This is a genomic window from Pseudomonas sp. PDM18 (assembly GCF_014852585.1).
Taxonomy (GTDB): domain Bacteria; phylum Pseudomonadota; class Gammaproteobacteria; order Pseudomonadales; family Pseudomonadaceae; genus Pseudomonas.
Window position 1 is genome coordinate 139,566 of record NZ_JACVBX010000002.1, and the last position, 15,044, is coordinate 154,609.

General features: G+C 65.6%; 15 protein-coding genes. 4 read left to right on the forward strand and 11 right to left on the reverse strand.

The annotated features are described in order from the left end of the window. Nucleotides 1–158: 158 nt before the first annotated feature. The 3 genes from IB274_RS05465 to IB274_RS05475 all read right to left on the reverse strand — a co-directional run bounded on the left by IB274_RS05465 (nt 159) and on the right by IB274_RS05475 (nt 2,407). Nucleotides 159–296, reverse strand: a complete 138-nt coding sequence (locus IB274_RS05465) for a hypothetical protein (RefSeq protein WP_192431032.1) — start codon at nt 294–296, stop codon at nt 159–161. Nucleotides 297–439: 143 nt separating this feature from the next. Then, a complete protein-coding gene (locus tag IB274_RS05470) occupies nt 440–1,792 on the reverse strand; it encodes a GntP family permease (protein WP_192431033.1) in 1,353 nt (450 codons plus the stop codon). 93 nt (nt 1,793–1,885) lie between these two features. Next, the gene (locus IB274_RS05475; protein WP_192431034.1) at nt 1,886–2,407 is read right to left on the reverse strand and encodes a gluconokinase; all 522 of its coding nucleotides are present in this window, start codon (nt 2,405–2,407) and stop codon (nt 1,886–1,888) included. A gap of 217 nt (nt 2,408–2,624) precedes the next feature. On the opposite strand from IB274_RS05475, the gene IB274_RS05480 reads away from it, so the two are divergent. Continuing rightward, complete coding sequence (locus tag IB274_RS05480) at nt 2,625–3,668, forward strand: LacI family DNA-binding transcriptional regulator (protein WP_192431035.1); 1,044 nt, start codon at nt 2,625–2,627, stop codon at nt 3,666–3,668. Nucleotides 3,669–3,974: 306 nt separating this feature from the next. Here IB274_RS05480 and IB274_RS05485 read toward each other — a convergent pair whose 3' ends face one another. The 5 genes from IB274_RS05485 to IB274_RS05505 are packed head-to-tail and all read right to left on the reverse strand — an operon-like array spanning nt 3,975 to nt 7,403. Continuing rightward, nucleotides 3,975–4,502: a c-type cytochrome gene (locus tag IB274_RS05485; RefSeq protein WP_192431036.1), complete on the reverse strand. Its 528-nt coding sequence runs from the start codon at nt 4,500–4,502 to the stop codon at nt 3,975–3,977. A gap of 17 nt (nt 4,503–4,519) precedes the next feature. Further along, a complete protein-coding gene (locus IB274_RS05490; RefSeq protein ID WP_017518360.1) occupies nt 4,520–5,041 on the reverse strand; it encodes a methylamine dehydrogenase light chain in 522 nt (173 codons plus the stop codon). Between the two features lie 17 nt (nt 5,042–5,058). Then, a complete protein-coding gene (gene mauD, locus IB274_RS05495) occupies nt 5,059–5,691 on the reverse strand; it encodes a methylamine dehydrogenase accessory protein MauD (RefSeq protein ID WP_192296068.1) in 633 nt (210 codons plus the stop codon). Between the two features lie 4 nt (nt 5,692–5,695). Continuing rightward, nucleotides 5,696–6,235: a MauE/DoxX family redox-associated membrane protein gene (locus IB274_RS05500; RefSeq protein ID WP_192431037.1), complete on the reverse strand. Its 540-nt coding sequence runs from the start codon at nt 6,233–6,235 to the stop codon at nt 5,696–5,698. A gap of 22 nt (nt 6,236–6,257) precedes the next feature. Continuing rightward, on the reverse strand, nt 6,258–7,403 hold the full coding sequence (locus tag IB274_RS05505) for an amine dehydrogenase large subunit (protein WP_192431038.1): 1,146 nt from the start codon (nt 7,401–7,403) through the stop codon (nt 6,258–6,260). Between the two features lie 461 nt (nt 7,404–7,864). Here IB274_RS05505 and codB point away from each other — a divergent pair, with 461 nt between their 5' ends. Genes codB through codA form a run of 3 tightly spaced genes read left to right on the forward strand, consistent with a single transcriptional unit; the run spans nt 7,865 to nt 11,605 of the window. Further along, a complete protein-coding gene (gene codB, locus IB274_RS05510) occupies nt 7,865–9,124 on the forward strand; it encodes a cytosine permease (protein ID WP_192431039.1) in 1,260 nt (419 codons plus the stop codon). After that, a complete protein-coding gene (locus IB274_RS05515; RefSeq protein ID WP_192431040.1) occupies nt 9,121–10,341 on the forward strand; it encodes a PucR family transcriptional regulator in 1,221 nt (406 codons plus the stop codon). Before codB ends, IB274_RS05515 begins: the two co-directional genes overlap by 4 nt. Nucleotides 10,342–10,363: 22 nt before the next feature. Further along, nucleotides 10,364–11,605: a cytosine deaminase gene (codA, locus tag IB274_RS05520; RefSeq protein ID WP_192431041.1), complete on the forward strand. Its 1,242-nt coding sequence runs from the start codon at nt 10,364–10,366 to the stop codon at nt 11,603–11,605. A gap of 276 nt (nt 11,606–11,881) precedes the next feature. On the opposite strand, the gene IB274_RS05525 is transcribed toward codA, so the two are convergent. The 3 genes from IB274_RS05525 to exaA form a co-directional block, all read right to left on the reverse strand. Further along, nucleotides 11,882–12,316: a carboxymuconolactone decarboxylase family protein gene (locus IB274_RS05525; protein ID WP_192431042.1), complete on the reverse strand. Its 435-nt coding sequence runs from the start codon at nt 12,314–12,316 to the stop codon at nt 11,882–11,884. A gap of 131 nt (nt 12,317–12,447) precedes the next feature. Next, the gene (locus IB274_RS05530) at nt 12,448–13,110 is read right to left on the reverse strand and encodes a pentapeptide repeat-containing protein (protein WP_192431043.1); all 663 of its coding nucleotides are present in this window, start codon (nt 13,108–13,110) and stop codon (nt 12,448–12,450) included. Between the two features lie 57 nt (nt 13,111–13,167). Then, on the reverse strand, nt 13,168–15,039 hold the full coding sequence (gene exaA / locus IB274_RS05535) for a quinoprotein ethanol dehydrogenase (RefSeq protein WP_192431044.1): 1,872 nt from the start codon (nt 15,037–15,039) through the stop codon (nt 13,168–13,170). Nucleotides 15,040–15,044 lie beyond the last annotated feature (5 nt).

Consider the following 15,044-nt stretch of genomic DNA (forward strand, 5'->3'; position numbering starts at 1 on the left):
ATTGCGGTCATGCGCCGTACGGAATGTCCTGGAGCCTAGCTTGGCTCAGGTAAATCGATTCAGCAACGCTGCTGAACGGGCGGATAACCGCTTGCGGTTATCCGCCGGGTTCACGGTGTGCGGGGCTGCGGCGCATAACCCGTTCCGGGTTATGCGCCCTACGGGTGCGAGGGGGTTGGCTGTGGCGTGGGCGCGGGCTGCAGGATTTCCTGCTGCTCGGCGTAGCGGGCGCGGATGTCGAAATCGCGGGGCCAGGTGGGCTGGGTGGGGGCTTTCGGAGTTGCGGAGGAAGTCACGGGCGATACCTCGTTGCAGGAATCCGGGGCGGGCGGTTGGTGGTGCTCGCCGGGTGCTGGGCGTGATGGGTATCGCTGCGCTCCACGCCATCCTACGGGGAGCTCCCAGGGGAGGAGTGCAGCGATACCCATCGATCAATGCATCAGACGAACAGCGACAGCAGCAGGATGAACAGCAGGCCGACCACCGAGAGAATGGTTTCCATCGCCGTCCAGGTCTTGAAGGTCTCCAGCACGCTCATGTTGAAGTACTGCTTCACCAGCCAGAAACCGGCGTCGTTGACGTGGGACAGGATCAGCGAGCCCGCGCCGGTGGCGAGGACCAGCAGTTCGCGGTTGACGCCGGGGATCAGGTCGATGACCGGCACCACGATGCCCGCGCCGGTGATGGTGGCTACGGTGGCGGAACCGGTGGCGATGCGGATTACCGCAGCCACCAGCCAGGCCAGGAGGATCGGCGAGATCTGCGCCTGCACCGCCATGTGGCCGATCACGTCGCCCACGCCGCTGGCGACCAGCATTTGTTTGAAACCGCCGCCGGCGCCGATGATCATCACGATGGCGGCGGTGGGCGCGAGGCTCTGGTCGAGCAGCTTGAGGATCTTCTTCGAATCGAAGCCGCGGGCGTGGCCGAAGGTGTAGAGCGACAGCAGCAGGGCCAGCAGCAGGGCGGTGATCGGGTGACCGATCATGTCCAGCCAGGCGCGAACGATGTGGCCGTCGGCGAGCATGACGTCGGCGAAGGTCTTGAGCAGCATCAGGAACACCGGCAGCAGCACGGTCAGCAGGGTGACGCCGAAGCTGGGCAGGTTGCTGGTGTCCGGTTCGTGGGCGATCTGCGCTACCAACTCTTCATTGGGCTGGCCGGGAATGTATTTGGCGATGAACTTGCCGAAGATCGGACCGGCGATGGCGGCGGTGGGCAGGGCGACCAGCAGGCCGTAGAAGATGGTCTTGCCGATGTCCGCGCCGAATACGCCGATGGCCAGCAGCGGGCCCGGGTGCGGCGGCACCAGACCGTGAACGGCGGAGAGGCCGGCGAGCAGCGGGATGCCGATCTTGATCAGCGAGACGCCGCTGCGGCGGGCGACGATGAACACCAGCGGCACCAGCAGGATGAAGCCGATCTCGAAGAACAGCGGGATGCCGACCAGGAAGGCGGCGAGCATCATGGCCCAGTGCACGCGTTCCTTGCCGAAGGCGCGGATCAGGGTGCGGGCGATCTGATCGGCGCCGCCGGACTCGGCCATCATCTTGCCGAGCATGGTGCCCAGCGCAAGGATGATGCCGACGAAGCCGAGCACGCCGCCGAAGCCGTCCTGGAAGGATTTGACGATGGTCGCCACGGGCATGCCGGAGGTCAGGCCGAGGAAGCCCGCGGCGATGATCAGGGCAACGAAGGGGTGGATCTTGAAACGGGTGATCAGCAGGATCAGGCCGATGATGGTGACCACCGCGTCCAGCAGCAGATAGGTGTCGTGGGACATGCCGAGCATGGGTCTCTCCTGTTGTTGTCTTTGTGCCGGAGCGGCTCTTCTTTCTTGGATTAGTCGAGATAGCGCTATCTTTCTGGGGCAGGCGCCAGCGGGTCAGTCGTTGGAGTGCTGTCGCCACCAGAGGTGTGCGGCTTCCGCCAGTTCATCGAGCGGGCGGGTGGCGTCCAGGCGCAGGGTTAGCGGTTCGCTGGTCGGCACTTCGAGGGCGGCGAATTGGCTGTCGATCAGGCTGGCCGGCATGAAGTGTCCGGGGCGGGTGGCGACGCGCTGGGCGGCGGTTTCCGGGGTGAGTTCCAGGAACACCACGCCCAGGCCGGGCACGGCGCGGCGCAGGCGTTCGCGGTAGATCAGCTTGAGCGCGGAGCAGGTGAGCACCGGACGCTGGCCGGCGGCGATGGCCTGCTGCAGCTGGGCGGCGAGGGTATCGAGCCAGCCGGCGCGGTCCTCGTCGGTCAGCGGGATGCCGGCGCTCATCTTCTGGATGTTGGCTTCAGGGTGGAAGGAGTCGCCTTCGATGGCGAACGCGCCGCTGCGCAGGCACAGGGCCTCGCTGACGCTGGACTTGCCGCATCCGGCGACACCCATGATGAGCACGGCATCAATGGCGGGGAGCATGCAGGGCCTCGGTGTTGAGACAGCGCTATCTTTGGCGGGCGTAACGAAAAGCATCGGCTGCCTCCGTATTCTTGTCATTCTAGTCGGTGTGTCCCGGTGCTCTCGGTGAGTATGCTTCACCGGCGGGCGAGGGGCGGCGGGAGCCGCCTCAGGCAATTGCCCTGGCTGCGAGACAGCGCTACCTTAGTGCCTCGATTTTTGTTTGGCAAGCCGCCCGATGACCGCTCAGAAGAACGATAAGAAAAACGACAGAAGCTCTCGCACCACCGGCAAACCCACCCTCAACGACGTGGCACGCAGTGCTGGCGTCAGCCCCATCACGGCCTCGCGCGCCCTGCGCGGCGTGAGCACGGTGGCCGAGGAGCTGGCGGAAAAGGTCCGCCAGGCCGCCGCCGACCTGGGCTACGTGGCCAACCCCGCCGCCCGCGCGCTGGCTTCCAAGCAGAGCCATAACATCGTGGTGCTGGTGCCTTCGCTGTCGAACCAGTTGTTCATCGAAACCCTCGAAGCCATCCATGCCGTGATGCACCCGCGCGGTCTGGAAGTGCTGATCGGCAACTACCACTACTCCCGCGACGAAGAAGAGAACCTGCTGCGCAACTACCTCGCGTACCAGCCGCGCGGCCTGCTGCTGACCGGCTTCGACCGCACCGAGAGCACCCGGCGGATGATCGAGGGCAGCGGCGTGCCGGCGGTCTACATGATGGACCTGGACCCCGGCGCGGGGCTGCATTGCGTGGGCTTCTCGCAGATTCGTGCGGGGGAGGCGGCAGCCAGGCACCTGCTCAAGAGCGGGCGCAAGCGCCTTGCGTACATCGGCGCGCAACTGGACCAGCGCACCCTGCTGCGCGGCGAGGGTTACCGCCGCGCGCTGCAGCAGGCTGGCTGCTATGACCCGGTGCTGGAAATCCTCACGCCGCGCCCGTCTTCGGTCGGCCTCGGCGGCGAGCTGTTCCGCCAGTTGCTGGCCAGCCATCCGCAGGTGGAGGGTATTTTCTTCGGCAACGACGACCTGGCCCACGGTGCCTTGCTGGAGGCCATGCGCCACGGCATCCGCATCCCCGAACAGGTGGCGGTGCTGGGCTTCAACGACCTGCCTAGCTCGGAATTCATGGTCCCGCGCCTCTCCAGCATCCGCACCCCGCGCAAGGCCATCGGCACGCATGCGGCGGAACGGTTGCTGGACCTGATCAACGACAAGCCGGTCAATGCACCGGTGATGGACCTGGGGTTCGAATTGATGGTGCGCGAGAGCAGCTGACGCACGCCGCTCCTCTGGTAGGGCGGATAACGCGCCAGCGTTATCCGCCGTTGGAGGTAAGCGGCGGATAACCTGTTTCAGGTTATGCGCCCTACGGGGCGGGGCTCCGGCATTCCCCTGTAGGAGCGTGCCATGCCCGCGATCGCGCGCATGGCGCGCTCCTGCAGGTTGCACCGAGTCGCCGGGGCCCCATCCTACACAAGCGCTCCCTGCAAACCCTTTGCACATAAAAAAGCCCGCAGGAGCTGCGGGCTTTAGTGCGGAGGCAAATCTTCGCTCCGGCGGGCAAGCCGCCGAAGCAATCACTCAGTACGCATCGCTCATCCCATCGGTGATGGTGATGCCCTGCTTGCGCATTTCCTGGATCAAACCGGCGCGGGTGCCCGGCAGGTTGAGCAGGGCCTGGTAGCGCGTGGCTTTGACTTCCTCGGCGGTGTAGGGCTTGAACTCGGCGGGCATGCTGGCGCCAGCCATGCCCTCCTTGCGCAGCAGCCAGTTGAGCAGGTCGGCCAGTTGCGCGTCGTTCAGCGCGGACTGGGACATGCCCGGCACGCGCACGAGGAATTGCCGCCCACCCTCCACCTTCAGAAAGTTGCCGACGAAGCCGTGCAGGCGCGGTGTGTCGTTGGCCTTGCTGCCGCTGCCTTCGGTGAGATGGCAGCCGGCGCATTGCAGCTGGTAGTTGGTGGCCGGGCTGTAGCTCTGCTGGGAGATCGGCTTCTGCACCTCCTCGTTGCCGGGCGCCGGCCGCTGGTGCGGATCGGGGATCGCACGGGCCTGAGCGATGGGGGCGACCAGACTGCAGAGCAGGGCGCCGACAACGAGACTGCGCATGGGCTTTTCTCCCGACTTCAGACCGCGACGCCGCGGATGATGGTGACGGTGCAGTTGTAGATGCGCGATTCCGCGCCCAGGCACCAGTTGACGTCGTTGTTGTTGAACGGACGGTACAGCGGTTCCTCGCTCTCGTTGCGGGTACAGGCGCACTGGGAGCAGCTGTGCTTACCGCAGCAGTCGTTGTAGGAAATGATGTAGTCCTTGCCGTCCGCCGGGTTGCGGCAGGTGCCGATCCAGGTCACTTGCGAGGCATCGGTGCCGGGCGGGCAGGAGGTGGTGGTGCCGCCGCAGCAGGAGCAGAGGAAGCCGTCGATGGAGCAGTAGCGCCAGTAGTCGCAGCTATTCGGGTCACCCGGATCGCCAGCTTTGGGCGCCTCGGCGGCCAGGGCCTTGGAGGTGCGGTCGATCGGCAGGATGATCGGCAGGGCGGCGCCGGCCACCAGCAGCGATCCGAAGCGGCCCAGCAGCTTGCGCCGCGAAGTGACGTTGGCCACCTGGCGGGAGGAGCGCTCGAACAGGTTGTCGAGGAATTTCATTCTTGTTCTCTCCGTGATCAGTGGCTGTGGCCGTGGCTGGCGTCGTGGGTGTGCACGCCGTTGTGGCTGTGGCCATTCATGTACTGCTGCAGGGTGGCGCTGCCCAGGTGCTCGACCTCGAACAGGCTGTCCAGGTGCTCGCGGGAATTCACCAGGCCCTTGGCGCGCAGCACGCCCTTGCTGTCGATCAGCGCGGCGTAGGGCAGCTTGCCGATCTGGTAGGTCATGCCGACTTCCGGACCGACCACGTAGGCGGATTTCTCCAGGCCGTGCTCGGCGATCAGCGCCTGCTGGGCGGCCATGTCGCCGTCGCTGACGTAGATCACTTCCAGCTCGCCGGCCTTGTCCTTGGCGATGGACTTGATCGCCGGCAGCAGCGATTTGCAGATCGGGCAGGTCGGTGAGAGGAAGAACAGCAGCTGGCCGCGCTCGCCTTCATAGCCGAAGTTGACCGGACGACCGTGGCGGTCGGCGGCGGTGACTTTCGGCGCGGGCTCGTTGACGGCCACGCCCTTGTCGACCATCAGCGCGCCGGCCGGCGCGATGCGGCCGTGGAGGACGCCGATCTGCCGCACCAGCGCCATGACGGTGAAGGCGAGGGCGATGAGCAGCACCCAGAGAAGAATGTTGGAAACGATCAGACCTTCCATTTGTTCACCTTCCGATGAGTTTGAGCAGGCGGGGATGATTGGCCAGCAGGCCATCGGCCGCGGCATACAGGAGCAGGGCGACAGCGCTGGCGGCGAGGATCACGAAGGCGTCGAACACGCCCATCTCGCGGGCCTGCGGAGCGCAGGAGGCGATCAGGGCGAGCGCGGCGATGATCGCGTTGCGCAGCAGCAGTACCGGGCGCAGCGGTTGCATCTGGCCAGGGCCGGAGCAGCCGCAGTCGATGTCGCGGCGCCCGCGCCAGAGGTTGATGCCGATGGCGCCGGCATAGAACAGGATCAGCGCCGTGGCGGCCAGGGCCGCGCCGTGGCGGCTCGCCGGCACCAGCAGGGCGAAGGCGACAACGCCTTCGACCACCGGCAGCACGCGGGCCGCCGGGCCGACCAGCGAGGCCGGCAGCAGGCCGTAGTCTTCGACCTGGCGGGCGAAGCGCATCGGCGCGCGCAGCTTGTGGCTGGCGGCGCTGGCGAGCAGCACCGCAACGGCCACCGCACTGGCGATGATCAGGATCGGATCGGAAAACATATCCGTACCTCTCGAGGTGGTTTTAGTGGCTCAGGACCAGGATCGGCGTCTTGGCGATCTTGTCCATGGCGCCGTTGTACTTGCCGGTCTTCAGGTCGAAGATCTGCAGCCCGCCTTCGACGTCGGTGCCCAGCAGCAGCGGCTTGTCGTCGGTGGTGGCGTGCAGGCTCCACACCGGCTTGGGCGCTTCCAGGGTGCCGATCTTCTTCTGCGTCTTCAGGTCGTAGACCCAGATGAACGGGCTCGGGTCTTCCCATTTGCCGGCGCTGTGCTCTTCATGCATCAGCACGTACATGCGGTTCAGCTTGGGCGCTACGGCCATCAGCTGCCAGCCGCCGGTGCCCCAGCCTTTCTTGCGCTCTTCGTCGGTGGTCAGCGACCAGCTCGGCAGCATCTTCGGCTTGTCGCCGGAGACGTCCACCGGCTTGACCATGCCGTCGGTGGTCACGAAGAAGTAGGTCTCGCCCACGGCCAGGCCGCGTTCGTTGAGCTTTTCCTTGTTCGGATCGAAGAACGGAGTCTGGCTGCGGCCGGTTTCCTTGCCGTCGTCACCGATCTTGGTGATCTGCAGTTGGCCGTCACCGCACAGCGAGGCGAAGGCGCGCTTGCCTACCGGGTAGTTGAGGACGCAGCCGCTGATGGCGATTTCGCTGGCGACCTTCTTCTCCTGGGTGTCGACCACGGTGACCGAGGTGGACGGGGTGAAGTTGTAGATGTAGACGAAGCGATCGTCCGAGCTCGCGCCCAGAGCGTACTTCTGGGTCAGGATCGAAGCGCGCTTGGCCGGGATTTCCACTTCCCACTTCGGACGCAGGTTCGAGGTGTCCCAGGCGGTCAGCACGTCGGTGCGCACGCCGCGAGTGCCGCGGGAGTAGAAAGTGTCCGCGGAGTACAGGGTCTTCGCATCGTGGCTCAGGGTGGACGGAGCGACGAAGCCGGTGCTGACCATGCCGAGCATCTTCTTCTGCTCGGGGTCGACCACGGTGACGCGGCCGGCGATGAAGTTCTCGAACTCCACGTCGACGATGTAGGCGCGGTGCGGCGAGGGCGGGAACGGCAAGACTGTCTCACCGATGCTCTCGGTCGGCAGCTCGGCGTGGGCTGCGCCCATCGCGAGGCACGTGCTCAGCGCGAGGACCGATGGAGCGAGGAACCTGGCGACGCTCATTGGCGGGTACTCCCTTTTTCTTGTTGGCGGGCTATCTGTTGTTATCAGGCCGTCTGCCAAGGGCGGACGGCGAACGGAACATTGAGGAGAGTCTGCCTGCGTCGGTTTGCAGCGGACTTGTTGTCCGTGCCATTTCCTTGTCTGGGGGTGACAGCGTGTCGCAGGGAGAAAGTGCAGCCCGCAAGCGGCGCACGTGGCGGGAATTCTGCCGAACGGCAGTGATTCATGTCAGGCGTTTCGTCTTTTTTGGTGCGAAAAAGCTGCATCGTGCCCCGGAAATCCGCACAATGCACATTTGAGCTATCTTGAAACGCCGTTACACCCACCGGAAGTGTGCATTGTGAACAGTTCACAATGTTCGACATGCTCAAAATTTCCGCGTCGTTCCTGATTGGCTTTTCCGGCCCGCTATTTGCGTTGTGCCGGGAGTCCTCAACCAATCCTCGCGGAGATCCCCCTGAATGAGTTCCCCCAGTGAATTTCCCCTGAGCGCGACGCCCAGGGAAGGGCGCAAAGGCCTGCTGCCCATCGCCATGGTCCTGTTCAGCTTCACCTTCTTCACCGGCACCATGTTCGCCGGCGGCAAGATCGGCATGGCCTTCGACTTCGTCGACATGCTTTGGGTCGCCTTCATCGGTAACGTGCTGCTCGCCATCTACGCTGCCTCTCTAGGCCTGATTGCCTCGCGCAGCGGCCTGAACACCGTCTTGATGGGCCGCTTCTGCTTCGGCGAGCGCGGCAGCAAGCTGTCCGACTTTCTCCTCGGCTTCGCGGAACTGGGCTGGTACGCCTGGGGCACCGCCACCGTGGCCATCGTGCTGGTGAAGATGCTGTCGCTGCCGGAGTGGCTGAACATCCCGCTGATGGTGGTCTTCGGCCTGCTGTTCTCGATTACCGCGATCATCGGCTTCAAGGGCCTGGACATCATGTCCCGCGTGTCAGTACCGCTGATGTTCATCCTGCTGGTGGCATCGATGGTCATCGCGACCACGCACGCTGGCGGCTGGAGCGGCCTGCTGGCGAAGGAACCGAGCCAGACCCTGACCTTCTCTGCGGCCGTGACCATGGTCTTTGGCACCTTCGCCAGCGGCGCGACCCAAGCCACCAACTGGACTCGCATGGCCCGCAATGGGCGCATCGCGGTGATCGCCAGTGTCGTTGCCTTCCTCATCGGCAACGGCCTGATGATCGTCGCCGGCGCCTGGTGCGCCATCGTCTACCAGAACGCCGACATCGTCGAAGTGATGGTGCTGCAGGGCCTGTCCTTCGCCGCGGTGATCATGCTCTGCCTGAATCTGTGGACCATCCAGGGCCCGACCATCTACAACGTCTCCGCCGCCGCCTGCCACCTGGTGCGCAGCGAGCGTCGCCGCACCATGACCCTGCTGGCCGCCGGCATCGGCATCATCCTCGCCATCGGCGGCATGTACGAATGGCTGATCCCGTTCCTGGTGCTGCTGGGTTCGATCATCCCGCCGCTGGGTGGCGTGATCATGGCCGACTACTGGTACCGCAACCGCGGTGAATACCCGGCGCTGGTGGGCAACCACATCCCGGCGTTCAACGTTACCGGCCTGGTGTCCTACGCAGTTGGCGCCGGCCTGGCCTACGCCTCGCCGTGGATCGCTCCGCTGGTGGGCATCGCCGCTTCGGCGATCTGCTATATCGTTCTCACCGAAGTCACCCGCGCCCGTGCGCCGGTGGCCGAGCCGCGCGCTTGAGCCTGAGCGTCGAGGAAATCCTCCGTCTGCCGGGGCTGGAAAGCCTTGCGCTGCGGGCCGGCGCGCGCAACGTGCATCGCAGCGTGCGCTGGTCCTATGTGGCGGAGAACGTCGGCATCGCCGACTGGGTGATGGGCGGCGAACTGGTGTTCGTCACCGGCATCAACCACAGCCGTGACGAGGCCAACCTGCTGCAGCTGGTGCGCGAAGGCGTCGCCAGCGGCATCGCCGGCATCGTCATCCTCACCGGCGACGAGTTCATCCAGCGCATCCCTGCGTCCGTGGTTCATCTGGCCGAGACGGAAGGTCTGCCGTTGATCGAGCAGCCCTACGCGCTGAAGATGGTCATCGTCACCCACCTGATCGGCACGGCGCTGGTGCAGATGACCCAGGTGAAGACCTCCCGTCGCGACATCCTCGGCCAGTTGCTCAGCGGCGATTACCCGAGCCTGGAGATTGTCCGCCGTCGCGCACAGCACCTGGAACTGCCAGTGGAGACGCCACGTCGCCTGGTGGCGCTGCGGCTCTCCGGCGTCGACACGCTGTTCCAGCGACAGGAGCCGGAGGAGGCTGAACGCTCGCTGCAACTGACTCGCCAGCGCCTGCTCGATCATCTGGAGAACTGGCAGCAGGAGCGTCCAGAGCGCCTGCCTGTGGTGATCCAGGGTGACCTGTTCGTCCTGCTGCTGGGCGATTCCGGGAGTGCCGAGCGCGCCGAACTACGCGCCTTGTCCATCGGGTTGCAGCAGGAACTCGCGCCGTTGCGTGCCTATCTCGGTTTGTCTGCCCGCGCCGATTCCTGCGCCGAATTCCCCCGCGCGCTGCTCGAAGCTCGCCAGGCGTTGGACGTCGCCGAAGGCATGCAGGCGCCGGCCGGCTTCTGCGACTACCGTGAGCTGGGCGTGTTGCGCCTGCTGCGGGCGATCCCGGATCGCGCGGTGGTTGAGCAGTTCGTCAAGGACACCCTCGGCCCGCTCAACGATCCGGGCCGCAAACAGCCGCACCTGCTGATCGAGACGCTCGACGCGCTCGTCCAGGAGGGCGGCAATGCGCTCAGGGCGGCACAGCGCCTGGGCATCCACCGCAATACCCTGAACCAGCGGATCGCGCGGATTGAGGCCCTCAGCGGCCAGTCCCTGGACGACGCGCAGTTCCGCCTGAATACCTCCGTGGCGCTGCTCATCTGGCGCATGTCCAATGCGCCGCGCCACGAATAGCCTGAAGAGGACCTTTGATCCCATGAAAATCATCAACGCCTCGCTGCGCAAGCAGACCGGCCTGTTTACCATCCGCTGCGAAGGCGACGTCATCGCCGAGGTCGTGCAGCAAGCCGGCAGCGTAGCCGCCAGCGGCGACGACATCGACGCCCGTGGCAACCTAGCCATCGCTCCGCTGGTGGAACCGCATATCCACCTCGACGCCACCCTGACCGCCGGCGAGCCGGAATGGAACATGAGCGGCACGCTGTTCGAGGGCATCGAGCGCTGGGCCCAGCGCAAGGAAACCATTACGCACGAGGACACCAAGTCCCGCGCCCACACCACCATCCGCATGCTGGCCGCCCACGGTATCCAGCACGTGCGCACCCACGTTGACGTGACCGATCCGACCCTGGCGGCATTAAAGGCCATGGTGGAAGTCCGTGAAGAAGCGCGGCACCTGGTGGACCTGCAGATCGTCGCCTTCCCGCAGGAGGGCATCGAGTCCTACGAGGGCGGCCGCGAGCTGATGGAAGAGGCGATCCGCCTGGGCGCGGACGTGGTTGGTGGCATCCCGCACTTCGAGAACACCCGCGAGCAGGGCGTCAGCTCGATCAAGTTCCTGATGGACCTGGCCGAACGCACCGGCTGTCTGGTGGACGTGCACTGCGACGAGACCGACGACCCGAACTCGCGCTTCCTCGAAGTGCTCGCCGAAGAAGCCCGCGTGCGCGGCATGGGCGGTCGCGTCACCGCCAGCCACACCACGGCTATGGGTTCCTACGACAACGCCTACTGCTCGAAGCTGTTCCGCCTGCTCAAGCGCTCGGGCATCAACTTCGTCTCCTGCCCGACCGAGAGCATCCACCTGCAGGGACGCTTCGACACCTTCCCGAAACGCCGTGGCGTGACCCGCGTGGCCGAGATCGACCGCGCCGGCATGAACGTCTGCTTCGGCCAGGACTCGATCAAGGACCCGTGGTACCCGCTGGGCAACGGCAACATCCTGCGCGTGCTGGACGCCGGCCTGCACATCTGCCACATGATGGGCTTCGACGACCTGCAGCGTGCTCTGGACCTGGTTACTGACAACAGCGCCCGTGCGCTGAACCTGGGTGCGCGCTACGGCATCGCCGCCGGGCGTCCGGCCAACCTGCTGGTTCTGGGGGTGGCGAGTGACTACGAAGCGGTGCGCCAGCAGACCAAGGCGCTGTACTCGATCCGCAATGGCTGCGTGCTGATGAAACGCGAGCCGGAGAAGGTGGAGCTGGTCGAAGTCTGACTGGTTTCACTTGTGGGACCGAGCTGCTCGCGAACAGCCCCGCATCGAGGCCTGGGTTCGCGAGCAAGCTCGCTCCTACGAGATCAAGAGTCTGGCTGCATGACACGGCGCCGTTCGTTCCAGCTACTTAAGAGCGGATTCTGTCCGCGATGGGTTCGAAGCGTGCCGGGAAACATCGCGGGCGGAGTCCGCTCCTACAAAAGTAGGCGCCCCTCAACCTATCCTGCAAGCGGGATAGGTTGAGGAGCGCACAACGCCGCGGGCGGCGAGCGCCAATCAGGGCACCATCGCCATCCCAACGCCGAAGCGGTTCCAGGCATTGATGGTGGCAATCGCCAGGGTCAGGTTGGCGATCTCGGCGTCGCTGAAATACTCGCGCAAGGCGTCGAACTGGTCCTGCGGGGCGTGCTTTTCCGGCAGGCGGGTGAGGCTTTCCACCCAGGCCAGCGCAGCGCGCTCGCGCTCGGTGAAGAAGCGGGTTTCCTCCCAGACGCTCAGGGTCTGCAGTCGTGCCTCTGTCTCGCCGGCCTTGCGCGCATCATTGGCGTGCATGTTCACGCAGTAGGCGCAGCCGTTGATCTGCGATGCGCGCAAGCGGATCAGCTCCAGCAGCGAGGTTTCCAGCCCGGATTTGGCCAGGGCCTGCTCCAGGCCGAGCATGGCCTTGTAGGCGTCGGGGGCGGCCTTGGCCCATTCGATACGTGCGCTCATGGTGATCTCCAGTGGGGCCCGCCGTAGTGCGGGAATGGGGCTAAGTTACCGCTCGCGCCGTCACCTTCGAAGAGCCAATTCCCGACAATACCGGCAGACCAATGGAGTCAATCCCGGCACCGGGCCGGGTATCAGTCCCAACCGCCGGGGCAACCCTTGCATCCCGCCATGTTGCTGCCCTGGAAGTTGCCGAAGCGCTGGCGGCTGCCGCGCAGGTCGGCGTCTTCAAGATTGGCCTCGGCCAGCTTCGCTTCCTGCAGGTTGGCGTCGCGCAGGTCGGCGCCCTTGAGGTCGGCGCGGGACAGCCAGGTCATCTCCAGGTCCGCCGCGCGCAGCGTGGCCTGGTGAAGCTTGCCGCCGCTCAGGCGGGCGAACTCCAGGTAGGCGGCGGTCAGATCCGCGCCTTGCCATTGCGCACCCTGGGCGAACAAACCCCAGGCCTGGATGGCCACCAGCCGGGAGCCGCTCAGGTCGGCGCCGCGCAGGTTGGTCTGCTGCAGGCTGGCGCGGGTGAGGTCGGCGCCGTTCAGGCGGGCCTGTTGCAGATTGGCCAGGTCCAGTTTGGCGTGGCGAAGGTCGGCTCCGGAGAGATCGGCGCCGGACAGGTTCATGCGCGTCAGGTCCTGGTTGCGCAAGTCGGCGCCGCGCAGGTCAGCATTGGGACACTGACTGTCGGGTTCGATGCGGCAGCCGGCGATGACGGTGGCCGCCTCGTCATCCACCTCCGGCGCGGATTGGCTGGTGGCGAAGGCGAGGGTGGAGAGGGGGAAGAGCAGGCAGACGAGCAGGCGCATGGCGATCTCCTGGGTAAATGAGAAAGGCCCGCACCGGTTTCGGCGCGGGCCTGTGCATCAGCGACTGGCGGTCTTGTTGTCCCAGCTGGGCAGCTTGAATACCCAGAACGAACCGCCCTGGGCCACCGGCTTGGTCAGCTCGGCCATGTCGCCGCCCCACAGCGGTACCGCACCGCCATAGCCGACGGTCACGCCGATGTACTGCTCGCCGTCCTGCTCCCAGGTGATGGGCGGGGAGACGATGCCGCTGCCGGTCTGGAACTGCCAAAGCTCCTTGCCGGTCTTCGCGTCGAAGGCCTTGAGGAAGCCTTCGCCGGTACCGGTGAACACCAGGTTGCCGGCGGTTGCCAGCACACCGGCCCAGAGCGGCAGGTGATCCTTGTATTCCCACTCGACCTTGCCGGTGGTGGGGTTCATGGCGCGCAGGGTACCGACGTGGTCGTCATACATGCGCTTGATGCGGAAGCCCATGCCCAGGTAGGCGCTGCCCTTGGCGTAGTTCACCTCCTCGGTCCAGTAGTCCTCCTTCCAGTGGTTGGCGGGGACGTAGAACAGCCCGGTGTCCTGACTGTAGGCCATGGGGTTCCAATTCTTGCCGCCGAGGAAGGGCGGCGAGACTTCCACGGCCTTGCCTTGTTTCTGCCCCGGTTCCGGCAGCGGTGGGCGCTGGCCTTCGTTCTCCACCGGGCGGCCAGTCTTCAGATCGATGTGGCTGGCCCAGGTGATGTTGTCGACGAAGGGGAAGGCGTTCTGCAGCTTTCCATTGTTCCGGTCGACCACGTAGAAGAAGCCGTTACGGTCGGCGTGGGCGGTGGCCTTGACGATCTTGCCGTCCTTGGCCTTGTAGTCGAACAGCACCAGTTCGTTGTTGCCGGAGAAGTCCCAGGCGTCGTTGGGCGTGTGCTGGTAGAACCACTTCACCTCGCCGGTGCTCGGGTCGACGCCGACCTGCCCTGAGGTATAGAGGCTGTCGTAGTCGTGCGGGTTGCCGCCCTTGGCGGTGCGCGCCCAGGTGTTCCACGGACCGGGGTTGCCGGCGCCGACGATGATGGTGTTGGTCTCGGCATCGAAGCTCGCGCTCTGCCACGGGGCGCCGCCGCCGTGGCTCCAGGCTTCCACCTTGCCGGTGGGCGAGTTTTTGTCTTCCGGCCAGGACGGTGCTTTGACGTCGCCAGTGACGGTGCTGTCCTTGCCGTTCAGGCGGCCCATGTGGCCTTCGACGAAGGGCCGCATCCACACCTCTTCGCCGGTGTCCGGGTCGCGGGCGAACAGGCGGCCGACTACGCCGAACTCGTCGCCGGAGCTGCCGTGGATCAGCAGTACCTTGCCGGTCTTGCCGTCCTTCACGATGGTCGGCGCGCCGGTCATGGTGTAGCCCGCGCCGTGGTCGCCGAACTTCTTCTTCCAGACCACCTTGCCAGTCTTCTTGTTCAGCGCCACGACGGCGGCGTCGAGGGTGCCGAAGTAGATCTTGTCGCCATAGATGGCGGCGCCGCGGTTGACCACGTCGCAGCACGGGCGGATGTCGTCGGGCAAACGGTGGTTATAGGTCCACAGGCGCTTGCCGGTCCTCGCGTCGAGGGCGAACAGCCGCGAGTAGGACGCGGTGACGTAGACCACGCCGTCGCTGACGATGGCCTGGGACTCCTGGCCGCGCTGCTTCTCGTCGCCGAAGGAGTAGGACCAGGCCGGCGTCAGCTTGAACACGTTGTCGGCATTGACCTGCTTGAGCGGGCTCCAGCGCTGGGCGTTGGTGCCCATGCCGTACTGCAGCACGTCGCCGGTGGTCTTGTGGTCGTTGGCGATGTCGTCCCAGGTCACGTCTTTCGCCAGGGCGGAGCCGCCAGCGGTGAGGGCGATGGCACAAGCGAGACCGCTGAAGACGAGGTGCAGGGGGGCGAGGCGCTGGGGAGCTGTTGTTGTTCTCATGGTGG

Coding starts and splice junctions, on each gene's coding strand:
- IB274_RS05470 (WP_192431033.1), bottom strand. CDS start 1,792: ATGCTCGGCATGTCCCACGACACCTATCTGCTGCTGGACGCGGTGGTC.
- IB274_RS05475 (WP_192431034.1), bottom strand. CDS start 2,407: ATGCTCCCCGCCATTGATGCCGTGCTCATCATGGGTGTCGCCGGATGC.
- IB274_RS05480 (WP_192431035.1), top strand. CDS start 2,625: ATGACCGCTCAGAAGAACGATAAGAAAAACGACAGAAGCTCTCGCACC.
- IB274_RS05485 (WP_192431036.1), bottom strand. CDS start 4,502: ATGCGCAGTCTCGTTGTCGGCGCCCTGCTCTGCAGTCTGGTCGCCCCC.
- IB274_RS05490 (WP_017518360.1), bottom strand. CDS start 5,041: ATGAAATTCCTCGACAACCTGTTCGAGCGCTCCTCCCGCCAGGTGGCC.
- mauD (WP_192296068.1), bottom strand. CDS start 5,691: ATGGAAGGTCTGATCGTTTCCAACATTCTTCTCTGGGTGCTGCTCATC.
- IB274_RS05500 (WP_192431037.1), bottom strand. CDS start 6,235: ATGTTTTCCGATCCGATCCTGATCATCGCCAGTGCGGTGGCCGTTGCG.
- IB274_RS05505 (WP_192431038.1), bottom strand. CDS start 7,403: ATGAGCGTCGCCAGGTTCCTCGCTCCATCGGTCCTCGCGCTGAGCACG.
- codB (WP_192431039.1), top strand. CDS start 7,865: ATGAGTTCCCCCAGTGAATTTCCCCTGAGCGCGACGCCCAGGGAAGGG.
- codA (WP_192431041.1), top strand. CDS start 10,364: ATGAAAATCATCAACGCCTCGCTGCGCAAGCAGACCGGCCTGTTTACC.
- IB274_RS05525 (WP_192431042.1), bottom strand. CDS start 12,316: ATGAGCGCACGTATCGAATGGGCCAAGGCCGCCCCCGACGCCTACAAG.
- IB274_RS05530 (WP_192431043.1), bottom strand. CDS start 13,110: ATGCGCCTGCTCGTCTGCCTGCTCTTCCCCCTCTCCACCCTCGCCTTC.
- exaA (WP_192431044.1), bottom strand. CDS start 15,039: ATGAGAACAACAACAGCTCCCCAGCGCCTCGCCCCCCTGCACCTCGTC.